15 protein-coding genes are annotated in these 21,878 nt (G+C 38.1%); 13 read left to right on the top strand and 2 right to left on the bottom strand.

Going from position 1 to position 21,878, the window contains the following annotated elements; all coding sequences use genetic code 11:
• Window positions 1-134: 134 nt before the first annotated feature.
• Window positions 135-1,037, top strand: coding sequence for a DMT family transporter (locus MPH60_RS26220; protein WP_241593771.1), 903 nt, complete (start codon window positions 135-137; stop codon window positions 1,035-1,037).
• Window positions 1,038-1,122: 85 nt separating this feature from the next.
• On the opposite strand, the gene MPH60_RS28065 is transcribed toward MPH60_RS26220, so the two are convergent.
• Complete coding sequence (locus MPH60_RS28065; protein ID WP_405390362.1) at window positions 1,123-1,287, bottom strand: IS3 family transposase; 165 nt, start codon at window positions 1,285-1,287, stop codon at window positions 1,123-1,125.
• Window positions 1,288-1,728: 441 nt separating this feature from the next.
• Between MPH60_RS28065 and MPH60_RS26215 the strand changes: the two genes are divergently transcribed.
• From MPH60_RS26215 to MPH60_RS26170, 10 genes are all read left to right on the top strand, one after another.
• Window positions 1,729-2,598: a MurR/RpiR family transcriptional regulator gene (locus MPH60_RS26215; RefSeq protein WP_241593772.1), complete on the top strand. Its 870-nt coding sequence runs from the start codon at window positions 1,729-1,731 to the stop codon at window positions 2,596-2,598.
• Between the two features lie 150 nt (window positions 2,599-2,748).
• Window positions 2,749-4,089: a sensor histidine kinase gene (locus MPH60_RS26210; protein WP_241593773.1), complete on the top strand. Its 1,341-nt coding sequence runs from the start codon at window positions 2,749-2,751 to the stop codon at window positions 4,087-4,089.
• Window positions 4,086-4,721 (top strand): response regulator, encoded by a 636-nt coding sequence (locus MPH60_RS26205; protein WP_241593774.1) that lies wholly within the window; start codon window positions 4,086-4,088, stop codon window positions 4,719-4,721. The genes MPH60_RS26210 and MPH60_RS26205 overlap by 4 nt, the downstream gene beginning before the upstream one ends.
• Window positions 4,722-5,149: 428 nt before the next feature.
• The gene (locus tag MPH60_RS26200; RefSeq protein WP_241593775.1) at window positions 5,150-6,490 is read left to right on the top strand and encodes a peptide MFS transporter; all 1,341 of its coding nucleotides are present in this window, start codon (window positions 5,150-5,152) and stop codon (window positions 6,488-6,490) included.
• Between the two features lie 594 nt (window positions 6,491-7,084).
• The gene (locus MPH60_RS26195; RefSeq protein WP_241593776.1) at window positions 7,085-7,792 is read left to right on the top strand and encodes a hypothetical protein; all 708 of its coding nucleotides are present in this window, start codon (window positions 7,085-7,087) and stop codon (window positions 7,790-7,792) included.
• A 2,806-nt stretch (window positions 7,793-10,598) separates the two neighbouring features.
• Window positions 10,599-11,330, top strand: coding sequence for a GntR family transcriptional regulator (locus MPH60_RS26190; RefSeq protein WP_241593777.1), 732 nt, complete (start codon window positions 10,599-10,601; stop codon window positions 11,328-11,330).
• Entirely contained in the window at window positions 11,323-12,867 is a 1,545-nt protein-coding gene (gene gntK, locus MPH60_RS26185; protein ID WP_241593778.1) for a gluconokinase, read from the top strand. The genes MPH60_RS26190 and gntK overlap by 8 nt, the downstream gene beginning before the upstream one ends.
• Window positions 12,868-12,885: 18 nt before the next feature.
• Window positions 12,886-14,232, top strand: coding sequence for a GntP family permease (locus MPH60_RS26180; RefSeq protein ID WP_241593779.1), 1,347 nt, complete (start codon window positions 12,886-12,888; stop codon window positions 14,230-14,232).
• A gap of 79 nt (window positions 14,233-14,311) precedes the next feature.
• Window positions 14,312-15,715 carry a decarboxylating NADP(+)-dependent phosphogluconate dehydrogenase gene (gene gnd / locus MPH60_RS26175; RefSeq protein ID WP_241593780.1) on the top strand — a complete coding sequence of 468 codons (1,404 nt, stop codon included), beginning with the start codon at window positions 14,312-14,314 and terminating at the stop codon, window positions 15,713-15,715.
• Between the two features lie 31 nt (window positions 15,716-15,746).
• Window positions 15,747-15,962 carry a hypothetical protein gene (locus tag MPH60_RS26170; RefSeq protein WP_241593781.1) on the top strand — a complete coding sequence of 72 codons (216 nt, stop codon included), beginning with the start codon at window positions 15,747-15,749 and terminating at the stop codon, window positions 15,960-15,962.
• Window positions 15,963-16,011: 49 nt separating this feature from the next.
• Here MPH60_RS26170 and MPH60_RS26165 read toward each other — a convergent pair whose 3' ends face one another.
• The gene (locus MPH60_RS26165) at window positions 16,012-16,362 is read right to left on the bottom strand and encodes a hypothetical protein (protein WP_241593782.1); all 351 of its coding nucleotides are present in this window, start codon (window positions 16,360-16,362) and stop codon (window positions 16,012-16,014) included.
• Window positions 16,363-17,727: 1,365 nt separating this feature from the next.
• On the opposite strand from MPH60_RS26165, the gene MPH60_RS26160 reads away from it, so the two are divergent.
• Both MPH60_RS26160 and MPH60_RS26155 read left to right on the top strand, forming a co-directional pair.
• Window positions 17,728-18,420 carry a coiled-coil domain-containing protein gene (locus MPH60_RS26160; RefSeq protein WP_241593783.1) on the top strand — a complete coding sequence of 231 codons (693 nt, stop codon included), beginning with the start codon at window positions 17,728-17,730 and terminating at the stop codon, window positions 18,418-18,420.
• A 37-nt stretch (window positions 18,421-18,457) separates the two neighbouring features.
• Window positions 18,458-21,643, top strand: coding sequence for a biotin/lipoyl-containing protein (locus tag MPH60_RS26155; RefSeq protein ID WP_241593784.1), 3,186 nt, complete (start codon window positions 18,458-18,460; stop codon window positions 21,641-21,643).
• The last annotated feature ends 235 nt before the right edge of the window (window positions 21,644-21,878 follow it).

Below are 21,878 nucleotides of genomic sequence, written 5' to 3'. Positions count from 1 at the left end.
TGAAGTTCTATTTATGGGGAAGGAACTTCAGATGGAGATGTTGTCTGCTGCTACGATGCATTCATACATACTAAATGGAAGCTCAATATTATGATGACTTAAATTGGCGTACAACTGAATAGGAGGTGAATGATATGAAAAAATTGTCGGGCTTGAGAGTTTACTTCATTACAATTGCTGGTGCGGTATGTTGGGGACTTATTGGTTTATTTATTGCTCCATTATATGCTCGGGGCTTCACGGCTTGGGACGTAGTTGCCATTCGGGGTATCTTTACCTTTGTTATCTTAATTCTAATTATGGCAGTTTTTTATCGTGATCAGTTACGTACCAGGTTAAAAGATCATATTTTTTTCGCTGGTGCGGGAATCTTTAGTATCGCTTTATTTAACTTTTTTTACTTTGAAGTTTTTTCTCAATCGAGTTTATCCCTTGCAGTAACACTTTTATATACTGGTCCCTTGTTTGTAACCATCCTATCTCGGCTCTTTTTTAAAGAGCCCTTGACCATTCGGAAAGGCTGGGCACTTGCTCTTGCTATTACAGGTTGCGCATTTGTCGTAGGTCTAGTGCCATTCGGCCAAGAAAGTATACCTATGAATACCTTGTTAATGGGGATTCTATCTGGATTTTGTTATGCGTTGTACAGTATTTTCAGTAAACCTGTAACGAAACGGTATTCTGCATTGACAATTACAACGTACACATTTTTTTATACGAGTATTTTCATGTTATTGACTAGTGACATAATAAAAAAGACGGATCAATTTCAATATGCAGATGTTTGGATGTCAGCGGTGTTGTTAGCGTTAATATCAACGGTTGCAGCTTTTGTTTTGTACACTTCAGGACTAAAGCATTTGGAAGCTAGCAAGGCTTCCATTTTAGCAACGATAGAACCCATCGTTGCAGTAGTAACTGGAGTACTCTTTCTTGGGGAACATCTGCGGGGATGGCAGGTGTTGGGGATCGCATTGGTTTTGTATTCAGCAATCCTTGTTGCAGGGGGACGGTCTATGGTTAAGAAGAGCTTTTGATATACAATGATGGATTTCAATCTTGTCGAAGATTCTTTTGTACATAAATCGTATTTAAACTCTCCATTTCTAACACATTTTTTAATTAGTCAGCCTTGAAGGCATGAACCCGGTGATCCACCGGTCTCATGCCTTTTAATTTCTCTATGATTCGTCTGTGATTGTAGTAATGAATATGATTTCTAGTTCTTGTTTGAAACGCTCCATGCTGTCGACCTTCTGTAATTAAAAGTAATGCAGATTTAGCCAAACTAGTTTTCCATGGTGTCTAAACAATTTCCTTTTTGGGACGTACTTTGAGTAAGAGCATGTAAGATTTCATTTGGTAATGCCAGCCTCCGAATGAAGAATGGGGAAATCCTTCAACTACTGTCGCTAAAGGCTTGGTTAAGCATCCAAATTAGGATCAGGAGAATAAAGCACATATCTTTGGTTATTATACTAATCTAATAACAAATGCCTCCTCCCAAAAAACTACTTTGATTATTCGATAAAAATCCATTCCTCCAACTGCCTTACCCTATAAATAATAGGTTAATCAGGTGAACTGATTAACCCTATATTACAAACCGGCGCCATTCAGAAGTGTCCTTTTTGAATCCGGCCATTTTCCTTGAATATAAGATATAATGGACCCAAGTGGATCGCTTTTGACGGATAATCTACATATTGAAGGTGAAAGGGGATTTAAATGAGTTTATATAATCAAACAACAACAATAAATAAAATAGTTGATATTAAAGATTCTTTACCAAAAAAACAAAGACAGTTATGCGATTATATTCTAAAAAATTATCAGTCAATAGGATTGATAACAATTAAAGAACTTGCCAATAATGCCAATGTTGGAATTTCAACTGTGGTGCGTACGATAGAAGCCTTGGGATATGAAAATTTTAATGACTTACGAAAAGATATCTATGATGAATCGGTGCCTTCCGTCTCAAAATGGACATTGAAGAAGTCTTTTACAGAAATAAAAAAAGAAGGAGGGAAGGTTCCGACTCTAGTGCAAGTTTGGAAAGAATCAGTTAATTTATTAGACAAATCATTAGATTCCACTTTGATGGAAAATTTCGAAAATGCAGTTGATTGCATTGTGAAATCAAGTTATATCAATGTGTTGGGTACTCGACCGTATAAAGCAACTGCCTTATATTTCGAACTGTTGCTTGGGGAATTCTATCCTAAGATAAGGCAACTAGGCCATGACACGGAAGTGATTTATGACAGGATCTTGCAATTTGAAAAGGATGAAACTTTAGTGGTTTTTGCATTCGAACCGTACACTAATCGCATTATCGAAGCAGTTAAGCTGACCTATGAACTAGGTAATAAAATTATATTGATAACAGATCATATCTCATGTCCAATTATTTCTTATGCGTCTGTCACATTGAAAGTAGAGGTTAGTGAAGAACAATTTTCAGTAATACCTATTATTGCATTAATAGATGCATTGGTCATTGAAATTGGTAAACGGTCATCAGAAGAATCGATTAAAAAGTTGAAAAGACTTGAAAAAACACTTATAGAAAAGAATATAACGTTTACTTATTAAAACTAGAGGAACAATTATTTTATCTAAATAATATGGGGTAAAAGCTAAATGTAAACTGGTAGCCGTCATCTACCGAGCACCAATTGGCGGCGGCTATTTGAATGTCATTCAATTCTATAAGCAAATTAATCTATTAAAGGTGAAATGATTATGATAGCTAGTCTTATGAAGTCTTGGACAATATGGATGAAAATTGGAATAATTTTATTCGGGGTATTCTTACTGTCGTGGTTGGGTCCTGACGAAATTGGTCTTACTGATTTGCTTATTTCATTAAGAGAAGGTGAAGAAACAGGAAATAAGTTAATGCTTGCCGTTTTTTTGTTAATTTCTTTAAATACAGTTTTAGCTTTGTTTCATTATATTGGTGCACTGCTGTTGGGGGACGAAATCGGTGCTCGTTTAAACCGTCCATGGTTAAAAATTATCATTCCTCTTATTATCATTCCTCTCGACTATATCGTGATAAATGCTTATTATTCTTTAACATACTCATTTAGCGCATATGCGTTGTTATTGTTGTTGGCCATCTTATTATTGCAAGCCTTTGAAAAGGATAGGTTAAAGCCCATTATTAAAACGATTATTTGTTCTCAATTAATCTTTGGGATTGAATGGCTGAATGAGATTCCTTCTTTATCCCAATATGGATTTGGCCAAGGGACGATTTCAAAGGAATTAAAAGATATAGCGGTTCAAATTGGATTTGAGCAATCATTAACATTGTACAGTTTAACTTTGTGTTTAATTTTTGTTATTAACGCTGTTATTTTAGCTGTGTATTTTTCATTAGCTGAACAAAAGTGGCGGATAAAGCAAGAGCTTCATTATGCGCAGTTAGAAGCAATGCAGTCAAGATCAGGGCGAGAAGCACTATATCTGGTCCATGATTTAAAAACACCTCTCACAGCAATTGAGGGGCTAAATTCTTTAATTAGTTTGAAAGTGGACGATTCTAAAATTAAAGAATATTCTCGAAAGATTTCATCATCGATTCATTCCGTTAGCGACATGATTTCCGAGATTTTATACGATGATAAAAAACATTGGTGCCGTATAAAAGATCTAGTTGAATACGTCGAAGCAAGCAGACTGAGCGGGACAAATCTAAATCTGAAGGTAGACTTTCAAACAGATCCTGAGATTAAAATTTTAATTAATAAAATCCGAATGACAAGGGCATTAGTGAATTTAATTGACAATGCTTACGATGCAGTGAATGGAAAAGAAGATGGCAAGGTTTTGCTTAAGGTAAAAACCTTTGAAAATGAACTTTGGTTGGGCGTATCAGATAATGGGAAAGGGATTTCACCTAAAGAACAGCTGAAAATATGGAAAGCTGGGTTTAGTACAAAATCGCATCCAGGGATGGGATTAGCCTTTGTACGACAAGTTGCTGAAGGACATGGTGCATCTTTAGAAGTTGACAGCAAGCTTGGGCACGGGACAATAATTTGGATTAAACTAGCTGAGGGGAGTGTGTCAAGATGAACATTTTAGTCATTGATGATGATGCATCAATTCAATATATGCTAAGTGAAATTTGTGAATTTGCCGGCTGGAATGTAGATACGGCTAACAACGGAAAAGAAGGGTTAAATGTGTTTGCAGAAAAAGGAGCGGATGTCGTTTTAGTTGATTATCATATGCCGGAAATGGACGGAATAAAAACGGTGGGTGAGCTTCGTAAGCTTAATGCTGATGTTCCGATTCTTGTATTAACAGTCGATGAACGACAGGAAATTGCGGATCGCTTTCTTGAAGCAGGCGCAACAGATTTTGCATTAAAGCCTGTAAAAGCACCTGATTTGATTTCAAGAATTCAACTGCATGCTCGCCTTGCAAAATTAACTCAATCAGCTCCGCAGCAAAAACCCAGTGAAGAAAAGGATGTATTTGTAACAAAGGGAATTAGTAAGAGAACACTTTGTCACGTTAGTGATTTTCTACATTCTAACCGTGAACCTTTTTCCGTTGATACCATTTCTAAAGAAGTGGGTTTGGCTTATCCGACCGTCTATCGTTATATAATGCATTTACTTGATGAAGGAAAAGTGGAAATTATTGTGAGTTATCAAAAAATAGGAAGACCGAAAAATTTATATCAATGGATTGTTGACTAAAAAACTGCCTTAATGCAAGGCAGTTTTTTTATTATGATGGGGAGTCTCCAGTACTGCACAGACCGTTAATGCAGCAGGACTTTTTTTCTTTTTTTTCTGTATTTTTATATTTTCTGATAATATAAAATTATTTTACAACACAAAAGATTCTTTAAAATTTAAATGCTTTCATTAAGCGTCTTCGAATAAAATGAATGAATTTATTAGGATTAATGTTCATTTAGATTTTGCTATCTGATTCCTTTTGAACCGGATCTAAGATTAAAAAAATGTAAACGCTTACTGCTGGTGGGTTGGATGACATGCATCGCCAACATCGTATTAGGCGTAGTTGGAACGAATCAATAATTCTATTAAATGCAATTACTTGGCGAATGTAAACGATAGGTGAAGGTTTAATATTTAACCATATTTAGGGGGACTTTATTATGCAAGCACTATTAAAAGATGATGTTCAGCAGTCAAACGAGTCAAACCAGCCCAGGAAGAAGCATCCTCCTGGACTGTATATGCTGTTCGCTACTGAGGCATGGGAGCGCTTCAGCTATTACGGAATGAGGGCAATTCTTGTTCTTTACTTAACGGCAACTGTCGTAAACGGCGGGCTTGGAGTCGACAAAACTACGGCTATGGGTATATACGGATTCTTTACTGGTGCCGTTTATATTACGCCGATGATTGGCGGATACTTGACTGACCGTTTCATAGGCAGAAGATTGGCGATTACGATTGGCGGTATTTTAATGGCGCTTGGTAACTTTTCGCTATTCGCAAGTCAGAGTTTGGCTGCTCTTTACATTGGTCTTGGTTTATTGATTATCGGTAATGGTTTCTTCAAGCCAAACATCTCGACAATTGTTGGTGATCTTTATGAAGACAACGATCCGCGTCGTGATGGGGCTTTCACCATCTTCTATATGGGTATTAACGTTGGGGCTTTCTTCGCACCATTAGTAGTTGGGCTTATGAGCTATAAATATGGGTTCTTGACAGCAGCAATTGGCATGATTGTAGGTCAGTTAGTTTTCAACTTATTAGGCAATCGCTATTTGGGTGATATCGGTAAAGAACCTACTGGCAAACCGGAAGTTACAGCTGGTCAAAAATCAGCTGCACCGTTAACGAAAAGAGAACAAAAACGTACAGCGGCCATCGTTATTTTGGCAGTCTTCGTTATAGCGTTCTGGGCCGCTTTCGAGCAGGCAGGAAGTTCATTGACATTGTATGCTAATGACCAAATTGATCGGAATGTATTTGGTTTTGAGGTTCCAACTGCCTGGTTCCAATCATTGAACCCATTATTCATCGTGATTTTAGCGCCGATTATGTCTGCTTTATGGTACAAGCTTGGCAGTTCAAAACGCGGTGACTTAAAAACTCCAACGAAGATGGCTCTTGGTTTAGTCACTGTTGGTTTAGGTTTCTTAGTACTGCTTCCTGCTGTTATGTATACAGGAAACGATACAGCGCTTAAAGTAAACATCCTGTTCATGATTGTCACGTATTTCCTTCATACATTAGCCGAATTAATGATTTCACCAGTTGGTTTATCAATGGTAAGTAAAATTGCTCCAATCAAGCTTGCCTCTCTTCTAATGGGAGTATGGCTGGCAAGTTCCGCGGTAGCTAATATGGTAGCCGGCCAATTAGCTGCATATACGCAGTCTTTAGGTTACCTGGAAATCTTCAGTGTAATTGGTTTTGTAACAATTGGTTTAGGTATTGTTTTATTGCTTCTTTCGAAGCCAGTAGCAAAGCTGATGAAATAATGAGAAAAGGAGCTGACCCAAAGGGCATATTATGTGCCATTTGGGTCGAGCTTTTTTTAGTGTAAAAAAATAATAGAATCGGTCTAAATTGGTGTAAGAGGAATCTCCACAACCATCCAAACCAGAAAGGAAGATTCACTGAAGTTTTATTTCTTTTTGCTTAATCTTATCAGTATTTTCACGAGTCTTTCATCAATTTGAATGCTACGGAAGGCTAATATAATCAAACAAGAAACAAATCGGAAGTTCTTATAAAACAAGTCAAAGCTATATTAGTGAATGGACTTGGTTTCAATAATCGGACGGCCACTTTTAGTAGAAAAGGACTCAGAGCCGGTTATGTAAAAGAGCTGATGAATTTAGGATGGAATTCTACTTTATTGAGCACTTCGAAAGAAAATGCACAAAGTTAATCTAGAAAGCATGCGATGATAGAATATCGGTGGATGATCTAATTCTATATGGAAACAGAGGAGGGAAAAGGAAATCTTATCGCTATCCCTAACGACTTCTAGATAGGCAATACTTATCTAGACAGAAAATTTAAGGTCAGGTAGACTACAGATACAACTAGTTATAGAAAAGAGGCCCGATATGCGACGTGATATACAATTGAATGAACGAGCTTTCTCTTCCAAGGAAGTGGCGGAAGAAGTGGGGATTGCAACTCCCACTGTTCGAAAGTATGGTCAAATCTTAGAGCGAAATGGATATGAGTTTTTGAAAGATGGAGATCGACGTATCTTTGTTAAATCTGACATCGGAGCGCTTATAGCGCTACGCGATACGGACAAGCCCCTAGACGATACAGCTAAAGACCTTGTATATCAACAAAAAGAAAAATTAGAAGGATCCAATGAAACACAGATAGCGATACCCGATACATATGAAAATTCACCCCACGACCCCAATCAATTAAACGAGGTCTTAATGTTTTTAGTCAATGAACTCGCAGCCACACGTGAAATGAATGTCCAACTGACAAACGATATGTCACAGCTTAAAACAAAGGTTTCCCGGCTCCAGCAAGATCATCATGTTATAAGTTCTAGTATTGGAAATTCAGCGCAAAGAACTAATTCTAAAATTGAACAATTAACTGAACAACAAAATATCCATTACGAAACATTGCTGGAACAAGAAAAACAAAAAAGTGAACTCTTACAAAAGGAAATACAAAATATGCGGGACGAACAGAAAAGAGAATGGAGTTCACAAAATGAATTTAATAAACGTTTAGAAGTGACTATACAAAAACGTTCCGAAAAATGGCGGGGGCTTTTCTCCATATTCAGAAAATAAGGGAACTGTTATGGTTTTTTCCTAGCTGGGTATTGATTGGTGGAAGCAATGTATTGATGAAGAAACAATTGATAGATATTTTTTAAATAAATAATGATGGAAAAAAGCATTGAGATGCGAATCCACAAAACTTTAAAAAATTCATAGTGCCATATATGATTCACGTATCTGAAAAACAGAATGAAGAAAGAATATTTCAACTTTACAGGATTTGGCACCTTTTATCTAAATGCTCGGCGATACTAATGTATCGGACGTTCTACCAAAGGCTCAATTGAAATTCATTGGAGATTTGTTTAAGCGATATGCATCTAAAACAAAATACACAATTTGAAGCAGCAAAAAAGCTTGTTTGATAAAAAGGGGGTTTGAGGAGGTTGAAAACTTGCCTTCAAGATTCACCCTTACTAGAGGTGCTCCAGCAGGGATTGATTGGCTCTTTTTTGTGTGTTTCGTATCGCTGGGCGATATAACTTGCAAATAGATTTGAACCCTTAGGTTTAATAGAATAGCGGCGTTTGATATGCAAACATGATATACATCCGAATGAACGAGTATTCTTTTCTAAGGAAGTGGAAGAAGAAGTAAGGATGCACACCCACTGTTCAAAAGTATGATCAAAACTTAGAACGAAACAGATATGAGTTTTTAAGATGGTGGTTGCCTATCTTTATTCAAGCTGACATCGAAGCGCACATAGCGTTACGCGATACGGACAAGTCCCTAGAGGGTACAGCTAAAGATCTTGTGTATCAAAAAAAATAGATTAGATGGTACCAATGAAACAGAGATAGCGATACCCGATATATATGACAACTTACCCCGTAATTCCAAACAAATAAATGAGAATTGTTATAAACCAATGAACTCGCAGCTGCGCTTGAAATGAACGTCCACTGACAAACGATATGTCACAGCTTAAACCAACGGTTTCCCAACTCCAGCAAGATCTATGTCCTCAATAGTGTTCCTCAAGAAAGAACCTTAGCGGTTCTTTTTTGTGTATCGTATCGCTGGGCGATATAACATGAAAATAAATCCACAGAACCTTCATCTTTACTAGAAAGGAAGGTCCGATATGCGACATGATATACATCCGAATGAATAAGAACCCTCTTCCAAAGAAATGGAGATGCAAAATAAATGAGAATTGTTGTTAAAATATGTAAATTTAAATACCTTTGTTCTATCCAACATCAAAACGCTTAAAGTGTTACGCGATACGGGCAGCTCCCTAAACGATAGCGCTACCCGATACATATGACAATTTAACTCATGTTCTCATTCAATTAAAAGGGAGCTTGTTTTTTAACCAATGAACTCACAGCTACACGTGAAATGAACATCTAACTGACAAACGATACGATATGTCATAACTTAAAACTGAACAACTAAAAACCAATTACGAAACATTACTTCAATAAAAAAAGATTTCAATGTCTTTTCCTTTACGATATTCAGTGTTAATTTCCGTTAATAACTATTTAAACCTAAGGCAGTCAAATCAAAAGTAGAAATTCCTTTGTTCCACCTAATCGGAATCACTATTTTCAAATTTCAACAATTTCCCGAGAAATATCTACAAATTCTGAGTAGATATCGACAAAATTAAAAGCTTCTAAAAACTGCCGGATAATGGCTGTGGAAATGGAAAAAATAAATGGATGATCCACATAAGTTTATATAATACTCCTTATCGGACTTTTGCAAAAAGCTTGTTTTAGCAATAATTACTGCATTTAGCTTCTATATGATTTAGCCTTTCCAAGAGACAGGCCTCTAGAGTATAAGAATTTTTCTTTCCTCCTCCTTTGAATTACAAACAACAAAGCAGTGATCTCAATTTTCGGGATGCACTGCTTTGTTGTTTGTAGATATTCTACGCATTCATGATTAGCTCGATAACTTCTTACCATTCCGTAAATCAAAAGCAGCAAGATCCTGAACCCGTTCGATTTTTCCAACAAAGAAAAATGTAGGACAGTGATCCTGCGAAGGTTATACAAGCAATAAGGGGAGGTGCAGGAGCAAAATCACCGCCCTTGGCCAGGAAGCCAATCGCAATCCGTATAATAATTGATGCTGTACCACCAATGAAATTGAATGTACCTCCAGAAATTCCAATCAGCTGCTGCTTTAGGCAAGCAATGAAACAAACACCCAGGTGAATGAAAGCGTATGTGTTTGAGAAGAACACACCTTTCAGGACTAAAGAAATATAAAGGGGTGAGTGAGGGGCAACCTACGATAGTACTGAAGGCAGCTAAATCGCTGCGAGTAGCGACCTGTGCTCGCTCGATATCACAACAAGACCTAGAAGCAAGTCAAAGAGAACAAGGCTAAGCCGAAGACAAAAGACAAAAGGAGGTCTCAAGGCCAGGGATACATGTCTCATGGCGAAGCCAAACCCAAGCAGGTTTATCAATGGTAGTTTTTTTAATAGGTGAATGAGGGCTATCTAAGAAAATTTAGGAAGGCAGCTAGATCCCCTCGAGTAGCAACCTATATTAGCCGGCCAGTAACGTGCAATTACTAATAGGGCGCTAACCAACGGGCAAAATCTGCCCAAAATGACGTTCTGATTCATTCATACAGTCGTTCGCAGTAGCGGTTAATCCCAAAAGAATAAAATATTACCATTCCATAATTCTATTCATTTTTTTCCCCCAGAACCTGCTAAAATCCCAATAAACTTTGCCTCTATGAACGAGAATCTAGTTGAATTCAAAAAACTTGCATTACTAATTATTTTAAGATTATAATACTTGTATACAAGTGTACTTGAACTCTAAGGGAAGGTGAATATATGGCTGAATCAAAGGAATTTCTTTATCCTGCAAAATGGCTTTCAAAAGCTTCAGCTGGTGATCGTGTTACATCCGAGCTTAGAATGCGTATTATTTCGGGGATGATTGAAAGCGGTGCCATCCTATCTGAAAATAAATTAGCTGCTGATTTCGGTGTAAGCCGCTCACCAGTTCGTGAAGCGTTAAAAATACTTGCCTCTGAAAATATCATCCGATTAGAAAGAATGGGTGCGGTTGTCATTGGTTTAACAGAAAAAAAGTATGCAGAAATCTATGATGTACGTATACTCATCGAAACGTTTGTATTTGAACGTCTAGTAAGGTTGAACACGAATGAATTAGTAATGGAACTTAGTAAAATATTGGAAATGATGAAAGTGTCCATAAAATACCTGGATGCTGATGAGTTTTCCTATCAGGATGTTCTATTCCATGAAACGATCATTCGATCCATCGATCATTCCTACATCCTGATGATCTGGGATAATTTAAAACCTGTGATGGAAAGTTTTATTCTTCTATCCATGCGCAGTCGTTTTAAAGAAAAGTATGAAGACTTTACACGGATCATAAATAATCATCAACTTTATATTGATGCGATCAAAACAAAAGATCGAGACATCATGATTAAGTCGTTACATGAAAACTTTGATGATGTTCAAGGAAAAGTGGAAGACTTATGGATGGCCCAACAGATGCTTTCAAAAGGAGTCGAACAAGAAAATGACTAGCTATATGTTAGGAGTAGACATCGGTACAACAAGTACAAAAGCTGTATTATTCACGAAAAAAGGCGATGTCATCCAGCAAGAGAATATTGGCTATCCTCTTTACACACCGGATATGACAACGGCGGAACAAGACCCTGAGGAGATTTTCCAGGCTGTTCTGAAAGCCTTTTCAAATATAACGAAGAAGCATCCAGATAAAAAACCATCATTTATTTCATTTAGCAGTGCGATGCATAGTGTTATAGCTATGGATGAAAATGACCAGCCGCTAACCGCTTGCATCACTTGGGCAGATAATCGCAGTGAAGCTTGGGCCCATAAAATAAAGGATGATTTAGATGGGCATGAAGTTTACAAGCGAACCGGAACACCGATTCACCCGATGTCACCATTATCCAAGATTACCTGGATCGTGAATGATCGCCCGGAGATCGCAACCCATGTTAAAAAGTATATCGGGATTAAAGAATATATCTTTAAAAAGTTCTTTGATCAATATGTTGTCGATCATTCCCTTGCTTCTTCGATGGGCATGTTGAATCTCAAAAATTTGGATTGGGATGAGGAAGCCCTAAGAATTGCTGGAATAACGCGTGATCAATTGTCTGAACTCGTACCAACAACCAAAATCTTTAACAACTGTGACCCGGATTTAGCCAAACAGATCGGGATTGACCCAGAAACCCCTTTTGTCATTGGGGCAAGTGATGGTGTCCTTTCAAATCTAGGTGTAAACGCTATCCGGAAAGGTGAAATCGCTGTCACGATTGGGACAAGCGGTGCGATTCGGACGATTATTGACGAGCCGAAAACAGATGAAAAAGGAAGAATCTTTTGCTATGCCTTAACGGAAAAGCATTGGGTGATTGGCGGACCGGTAAACAATGGCGGGATGGTCCTTCGCTGGATCCGCGATGAATTTGCTTCTTCTGAGGTGGAAACGGCTAAAAGACTCGGAATCGACGCTTATGAAGTCTTGACCAAAATTGCCGAACGCGTAAGACCAGGCGCAGATGGATTGTTATTCCATCCATATCTTGCAGGTGAACGTGCACCATTATGGAATCCGGACGTACGGGGTTCATTTTTCGGATTAACACTGTCGCATAAGAAAGAACATATGATTCGAGCGGCTCTAGAGGGAGTCATTTACAATTTATACACAGTATTTTTAGCCTTAACCGAATGCATGGACGGTCCCGTGACCCGAATTCAAGCTACAGGAGGCTTCGCAAGGTCAGCTGTTTGGCGGCAAATGATGTCCGATATCTTCGAATCGGAAGTCGTGGTTCCAGAAAGCTACGAAAGTTCGTGCCTGGGTGCTTGTATATTAGGATTATATGCCACTGGGGAAATTGATTCCTTCGAAGTCGTTTCTGAAATGATAGGCAATACCCACAAGCACACACCGAAAGCTGATTCTGTAAAAGAATATAGGCAGCTGCTGCCGATTTTCATTAACCTATCAAGGGTATTGGAAAACGAATATACACAGATTGCGGATTATCAAAGAAACTTAATAAATGCTGCAAAGTAAAGACATGGGGGGATTACAATGCCATTAGTTATTGTCGCTTTAGGAATTGTCGCCTTATTAATTTTAATAATGGGCTTAAAATTAAACACCTTTATTTCCTTGATCATTGTATCGTTTGGAGTGGCTTTAGCACTTGGGATGCCACTTGACGGAATTGTCAAAACCATTGAAGCTGGATTAGGCGGAACACTTGGCCACTTAGCGTTAATCTTTGGACTTGGAGCGATGTTGGGTAAGTTAATCGCAGATTCAGGCGGAGCGCAACGCATTGCCATGACCCTTGTTAAAAAATTCGGTGAAAAGAATATTCAATGGGCTGTCGTGGCAGCGTCATTTATTATCGGTGTCGCACTATTTTTTGAAGTGGGCTTAGTATTATTGATTCCAATCGTTTTTGCGATTTCAAGAGAATTAAAAGTTTCGATATTGTATCTTGGTATTCCAATGGTAGCGGCATTATCCGTAACACACGGTTTCTTACCGCCGCACCCAGGACCAACCGTTATTGCTGGTGAATATGGTGCAGACATTGGTCAGGTTTTACTTTACGGCTTCATCATTGCCGTTCCAACCGTTATTTTGGCTGGACCAGTATTTACGAAGATAGCCAAAAGATTAGTACCTGAATCATTTACGAAAACAGGCAGCATTGCTTCTTTAGGAGAACAAAAATCATTTAAACTTGAATATACACCTGGATTTGGGATCAGTGTATTTACCGCCCTGCTTCCGGTTATATTAATGTCAATTGCTACGATTATCACTTTGATGCAAAAAACAATGGGATTTGAAGATAATGGTTTACTGGCAGCTATCCGTTTCATTGGCGAAGCAGGTACTTCCATGTTGCTTTCCTTATTATTTGCGGTTTATTCAATGGGATTAGCAAGAAAGATTCCAATGAAAGATATTATGGAATCTTGTACATCAGCGATTCTGCATATCGGAATGATGCTCTTGATCATTGGAGGCGGCGGAGCCTTCAAACAAGTATTGATCGACGGCGGTGTAGGTGACTATGTAGCTGAATTATTCAAAGGAACCTCATTATCACCGATCTTGCTTGCCTGGATCATCGCGGCAATCCTGCGTATTTCATTGGGATCTGCTACCGTTGCAGCCTTAACGACAGCTGGTTTAGTTATTCCGATGTTAGGTCAGACGGACGTTAACCTTGCTCTAGTTGTACTTGCTACAGGAGCGGGAAGTTTAATCGCTTCACACGTTAACGATGCTGGTTTCTGGATGTTTAAAGAGTATTTTGGTTTAAGCATGAAAGAAACATTTGCAACGTGGACGTTGCTTGAGACGATCATTTCAGTAGCTGGATTAGGATTTATTCTATTACTAAGCTTATTTGTATAGGCCTTTCCCGGCAGTAAATCCCCCACTTATGGCTGGGATTTACTGCCTATTATTCTTACATAGAAGGAGCAGAAATAAAATGTACAATACAATTGGTGTCATTGGTTTAGGGGTAATGGGCAGTAATATCGCGTTAAATATGGCTAGTAAAGGGGAACAAGTGGCTGTCTATAACTACACAAGAGATTTAACGGATCAGCTTGTTGCTGAATTGGACGGTCAGTCGATCCATCCGTATTACGAAATCCAAGACTTTGTTCAATCACTTGAAACCCCAAGAAAGATTTTTCTAATGGTGACTGCGGGTAAAGCGATCGATTCGGTGATCACTTCATTACTTCCTCACCTTGAATCAGGCGATATTATCATGGACGGTGGTAACTCCCATTACGAAGATACTGAACGCAGATATGATGAATTGAAATCTAAAGGATTCAGTTATGTAGGAATTGGTATTTCCGGTGGAGAAGTCGGGGCGTTAAAAGGACCTTCAATCATGCCAGGCGGAGATAAGGAAGCCTATGAAAAAGTAGCTCCAATCCTGACAAAAATCGCAGCCAAAGTAAATGATGATCCTTGCTGTACCTATATCGGTCCAAAAGGATCAGGTCATTTTGTGAAAATGGTACATAACGGGATTGAGTATGCGGATATGCAATTAATCGCCGAAGCTTATACGTTTTTAAGAGAAAAACTGCATTTAGAAGTTAATGAAATTGCTGACATCTTTGAAACATGGAATCAAGGCGAACTGAAAAGCTATTTAATTGAAATCACAGCGGAAATTTTAAGGAAGAAAGATGAAGTAACAGGCTTACCCTTGATCGATGTGATTCTTGATAAAGCAGGACAAAAAGGCACAGGAAAATGGACCAGCATGCAAGCTATTGATAACGGTATACCAGCATCGATTATTACAGAGTCTTTGTTTGCCCGCTACATTTCCGCTTTAAAAGAAGAAAGGGTTCATGCAGAAAACATTCTAACAGGGCCTGAGAACGTTCAGCAACAATTAGATAAAAATGAGTGGATTGACTATATTAGGCAAGCATTATATATGGGCAAAGTTTGTGCATATGCGCAAGGTTTCACTCAATATAAAATGAGTTCAGAACTTAACGGCTGGGATTTGCCTTTAAAGGATATTGCGCTTATCTTCCGAGGCGGCTGCATCATTCGGGCAGAATTTTTAAACGTCATTAGCGAAGCCTATCAAGAGCAGCCGCATCTGGCCAATTTATTGATTTCACCATATTTCGCTGAAAAGGTTGCAAAGTACCAGGTGGGATTGCGAAAGGTTGTCTGTGAGGGAATAAATTCTGGCATCTCGTTCCCATGTTTGGGCTCTTCACTTACTTATTACGATAGTTATCGGACAGGCATCTCAAATGCTAACCTCCTGCAAGCACAACGTGATTATTTTGGGGCACATACCTATGAGCGACGTGATTTAGCAGGGGTCTTTCACACAAACTGGCAGTGATGGAAGTGACAAAAGGGACAATCATCTTTCAATGACTGTACATGAATTGGAGAAGGTACCTTGCTTCAAAAAGGGAGCTGCTTTGGCAGCTCCTTTTTTGTGTAACAAAAGGGGGTCCCATCTAAATGTTAAAACAAACTTGATTGAAATTGGTGTGCAAGACTTCGGCGGGAAAAGCGTGTCAAGGGGAGACAGCAAAGGCGCCGAGGGCGGACCGGCCTCGGAAAGCGAGCATCTTGAGGGGTAAATCAACGTTCAAATTGAACAAGCCTTTAAATAACTGTAGACTCGAAATTTTAGTTGGGCATTTTAATTGGTCTATTTAATTGAGAATAATCCCGATATGACCGATAAGATACCATTTTTCTATTCTCATAATACCCATCCAATTGTAATATTTTTGATTTGTTGGTTTCTAAATAATAATGAAACCCTTCTGTTTCTAAACTATAGAAGGCATAGGTAATTCCAAGCATTTGTTTCTTGGTGACTTTTGTATCAGGGTGATGTTGTATAAAATCAGCCAATTGCTGTACAGATGTTGCTGGAATGTCTTCGATATCAAATAATGTTTCCTTAATATTAGTCTTTATTTTATTCAAAGTAGTTTTTGCTTTATGTTTGATTTTTTTGGAATGTCTTTTCAAAAATATCACTCCTACTCTGTTTATAGTTAAAAGATTTATTATGTTATTTCCAATCAGGAAACGGAGTAAACGCAAATTTGAATCCTGGGTGAAATTCTACCAAAACAGAGAAAATCTTGGTGAAAAGTTTTACGGAAACAAATAATGTTTTGGGGGAGGTTTAATACTCAGGTTAAGTGGTATATAAATGATAACGGTTTATTCCTCTGCTGTGCCTTTATTAATAGTCGGAGTTCTTTACGAAGAAAGAGTATCGTTTCATGAATGATGTCGACAGGTAGCACATAGTCTTCTTTTGATTATTACCAATTATTTCTGCCTGAAAAAGGAGTGATATATCATGAGGCAAATGTGTATTTACTGTTTTAAATGGGCTGACATAGATACGATGACACCACTTTTGAACAAGGTAGAGATTTCGTCAATTATTATTGCGAGGATTGTGTTACTGCTGTTATGGATAATTTGTTTAAGCTTCCAGACAAACATGTATGCGAACAATCAAGAACCCACTAACAACTAGCAATGCGATTTAAAAGTTAAGTGATTGCGCTGAAACAGCATAACTAGAGGCCATCTCAAAACGAGAAAGGCTTTTTTTGTTCGCGTTTGTCCTCTTCTTAATCATACCGATTTAAAATTATCTAGTCGAACTCTTGCGGAATAATGATATATAGTCCTTTTTTGATGAATGGACGAAGGATGTAATCATCGCTTAAATCCGTTAATATAAGGGTTTAACAAGGATTCATAAAGTGTCTTTAAAGTTGAAGGCCTCCCACAGTTAACTGATGGGAGGCCTTTTCTTATCCAGTAAGCAGGCTGTTTAACCCTAGTTATTTCAACCCACTTAAACAATATGATCATACCGAATATTATTAAGTAGCGCGTATGAAATCGGATTGAGGAAAAATTACATGTTTTAATACTGCTGATTATTGAATGTGGATTAGATATTAACAATGAAAACAGATAAAGAAACTAAAGCATTTAAGGGGTAGATTAGCCTGTTAAAGGAATTCAATGTTTGTTATACTCTTGACGCTGATGTTAAGTGGGAGAAAATAAAAAAAGGATTGAGCAGTAAAAAAGAAGATGTTTTACAAGAAGTCTTGAAAAGGATGGAGCACTGTGAGTATTTTATTGTGAAAAGTGATAGTAAGCATCATATTATCCATACTTCATTAATACGTTATATACGCATTTTTGAAAATAAGTAATCTCACTACTGCTTTCTTGGAATATAAGTTATGGTTGTATTCTCCTAACAGTCTATCTGGGAGGGGATTTTTCTATGGCAAAAAAACCTTTTCATACATATACAGAGCGAGTAGGTTTGGTAAATGCCTTGAAAGGAGTGTAAAGATGAATAGAGAATTAGATGATGGTTTTATTGAGTCATTAATGGTTTCCCTTCAAGACGAAAGGGTCACTGAAAAGATAAAAGCAATAGCAGAAGCGGGCTCGTTTAATCAAATGGGGGAATATAAGGAGCTGCTGAGAGAAAAAGAAAAAGAAATAGCAAGACTCCAACAAGAGATTGAGTCGAAGAAAGAGGAAATTAGTGAGTACCAAATAAAGATCACCCATCTAAATGGGAAGATGGAAGCCTATTTTACTGAATTGCAAAAGAGAAGAGCTGACTATCGGGAAGCGGAAGAACTTTATGAAGCTGTACAACAATTATCCCATTCCACTAAAAGTTCGTTGAAAGGAATTTTCAAGGGCGGGTCGGTGCAGGAATTCATTGTTTGTGGTGTGCAATATGAAAACATTTCATCTTTGTGGGATTTTATTAAAAACGAGATTATGGAAGGAAGGGAGCAGGAAAGAGAGATTTTACTCGCCCTTTTTCTGTATTTCTTTCAAGAATACAGTAAAACATACGATACACCTTTATATAGAATACAGCAAGTGAAAATGAATGAGGTCTTCAGGGAAGACTTGTACATAAGGGCCCCCAATAGCAAAATATCAGGGAACATTACGGACATCCTGCTGCCGGGTTATATAAGCATTAATGGTAAAACCATTAAAAAATCGGTTGCGAGAATCTAGCAGGCAAAAAAGAGAATGATATTAAAGGAGAAATACAATGACATCGATTATTATCCCAGAGATTGAAGAAGGCATCGAAAAAATCCTTCTTGTGCATTGGTATAAACAGCCAGGCGATTATATTACGGTGGGCGAAAGCTTAGCCAAATTCAGCTGTGAGGGCATCGAATTTGATCTCTTTTCAGAAAAAGAAGGTACCCTTAAAGAATTGAATGTAGCGGAGGACACTATAGTCAAGATTGGTGATCTGATATGTTATTTGGATTCTGGTGATGCAATATCAGAAGAATTATTAAAAGAAGTTGAAAAACAAGAAACGATAGTAGATAAAGAGCCGCTTGAGAATGTATCAAGCCTAGCAGAAAAAAACAACATAGACAGTTCCATATACTTAATGAATAAGAACGAAGAAGAGGTTCTATGCTCACCTGATTCCCAAACCGTTCCGGTATCTGCCATTTCAATGACTTATAAAGAAGTGAGATCTTTAATCATCCATTTATATCAGAGTGCAGAAGAAACCTTCTTCAAGGATGAAGCGAGCTTCTTTCAAGACATTAAAAAGATGCTCCGTTCCAGATGGGTTTACATGAGTAACGGGAATATTATATATGATCACAACATCGCAGCTTTATTTCCTTATAGAAAATACTATGAGTTAATGGACGAGGATTTTGACTACAAACAGCATCTGGACGTTTCCGGTTTTAAAGGTGATGTCATGACACGGGAAGAAGCTGCGAAAAGTTTCAATACAACCGATCACCCTGTATATAAGAGAATACTAGCTTTAGATGATTACTCCGCGAGTAAAAATCCTTCCATTTCAAGGATATTTGCCAATCAAACGGCTAACTCTTCTAAATCAATAGCGTTTAAAACCAACGGGTACAACATTCAAAGCTTCGATGTAGTAAATCAAAAAAACAATTTGCTGGGAAAAGGATTTTTCGTACCCGTTTTCCGTTTGAATGGGGAAAATGCCCTTGAAGTCAATGACCGAATGGCTCTCCATCTCTGGCTGGAAAACCGATTGGTACCAAGTGGATTAAGCGCCGAACGCCAGAAGGAGTATGATTATTTGCTGGCATTGTATCAATTAAAGGGTTTAGATCAGGAAAGTTTTCTAAAAGAATTGCCATCGATCGCTATCGATTCCAAGACGTTTTATGAGAAGCTTTTAAACTCTGAAAAAGTAAGAGCTGATATTGATACATATGATAAAAAGATGTTAACAGATCCAAACCGGGGACATTGGGATTTATGGCCTGTCCACTCTGATGAAAAACCTTTAACGATAACACTGAACGAAGAGATAATGGCCAGAAATCCTAAATTGGATATTAAGGAGGACGGCATAGTTGGCATTGATTTTGGAACGAAAAGTACAGTGGTCGTCCATCAAGAAGAAAGTGATTTTACTCTTCCCATGCGGATTGGGGTTGGCTACCTTAACACGGAAGTACAAGACTGGCATTATGAAAATCCAACCGTGATCGAATTTATCGATTTAGAACATTTCCTTGAACTTTACAAAGAAAAGGAAGGAAGACCAGATACAAGGTGGCAGGATGTGACGGTTTCCCATAATGCTCTTAACAACTTGATGAATGGAAAGAGTGACCATTATTATTCCATATTGAATAATCTAAAGCAGTGGGCTGGAGAAAAGAGAAAAGAACTCCGATTGAAAGACAAGAGGGGATATGACGTTGTACTGCGTTCCTTTTTGGACTTAACCGATCAGGAAATCAACCCAATTGAGTTATATGCCTACTACCTCGGTTTGTATATCAATAACCAGAACAATGGAATTTACCTGGACTACACCTTATCTTTTCCGGTGACGTATGAAAAAGAGGTAAGGGAAAAAATTCTAAAGTGTTTTGAGCGTGGGTTAAAAAAGACGATTCCTATGCCAATTCAGCAGGATGAAGAATTAATGAAAAAGTTTCGTGTCACTGCTGGGGCGAGTGAACCTGCTGCCTATGCCGTTTGTGCGTTACAGGAATACGGGTTTGAACCTGAAGAGGATGAGAAAACGTACTATGGCGTATTTGATTTTGGTGGTGGAACGACAGATTTTGATTTTGGGATTTGGCGTGAAGCGGGCTTGAAAGAAAGCAGGTACGATTATGTCATTGAGCATTTTGCAGCGGGAGGGGACCGTTATTTAGGCGGGGAGAACATGCTAGAGCTTTTGGCGTTCCAAGTGTTTAAAAACAACCAAAGAACAATGCGTGAGCTAAACATTCCTTTTACTCTCCCAGCAGAATGTGTGAAATTTCCCGGAAGTGAAACGCTGATTAATGAGTCACAAGAATCCTATTTAAATACGAAACAATTGGTAGAAAAATTAAGACCGCTTTGGGAAAGGCATGAACGGTATGAAGAACAGATTGGAAAAGGCATGATCCGGGCAGACTTGTTTGACAAAGGTGGCCACGCTAAACTCAATGTGGAGCTTTTGATCGATCAAGATGAAATGGAACAACTGATTGAGGAAAGAATTGAAAAAGGCATTAAAAATTTCTTTGAGTCATTAAGGCGCGCTTTTGCCCGGTCAGAACACAGTAAAATTAATAAAGTGAATATATTGCTTGCAGGTAATTCAAGTAAATCCCCGGTCGTTATGAATCTATTTAATAAATGGATTGAAAGGGAAGTGCAGAACACCCAAAACTGGGGAGAAGTGTCTAGTGGTCTTTTTGAGATTCTCCCGCCACTGGGGACAGAAGGCGCATATTTAAAGCAAGAAGAGAGAAACAGAGTGGTTAACCGGGATATAATAACCGCTCCTACAGGAAAAACAGGCGTTGCCTTTGGACTTGTACAAAGCAGAAAAGGCGGAAGTATAAAAGTTATTGACCGCGATATGGTGAATGGTGAATCAAAGTTCAAGTATTTTCTTGGCATCGGGAGAAAAGGGAAATTAAAAACAATGATCGATCAAGAAGAAGAGTATAACAAATGGCATCTCTTCATTGATGCGTCAGAAGAAGATTTTGAAATCTATTACACAAGCCTGCCGGAAGCTAGTACCAACCAGCTTGATATTAAACAGGCACAGAGGAAAAAGCTTCGAATTGACCATGTAGACGATTCAGCTTTTGTTTATATTCGAACCATAAGCCCGACTGTTATTGAATATGTTGTGGCAGACGAAGACTCGATTATAAGTGGGGATTATTTAAGTGAAACTACTAAAGTGGAATTAAGCTAATCATATAGGTTGAATGAAAAAAAATCGTGAATGCAAAAGATGATTCAATTGTATGGGCTTTGATTGCTTCAATTGAATATATCAAGTTAAAGGTGCTATGTTCATTTGAGTGGTATATAAATAGAAGATGTCCTCGCTTGGTGCAGGGTTAAGGTTTTAGTAGGACCATGAGTGACTTTAAAGTTGAATGCCTCCCACAGTTTTCTGATGGGAGGCCTTTTCATGCTGCTCGTAT

The organism is Peribacillus sp. Aquil_B1 (genome assembly GCF_022603275.1).
In the GTDB taxonomy this organism is placed as follows: domain Bacteria; phylum Bacillota; class Bacilli; order Bacillales; family DSM-1321; genus Peribacillus.
Note: the sequence above shows the minus strand (reverse complement) of the source record. Positions and strands in the feature narration are given on the sequence as shown.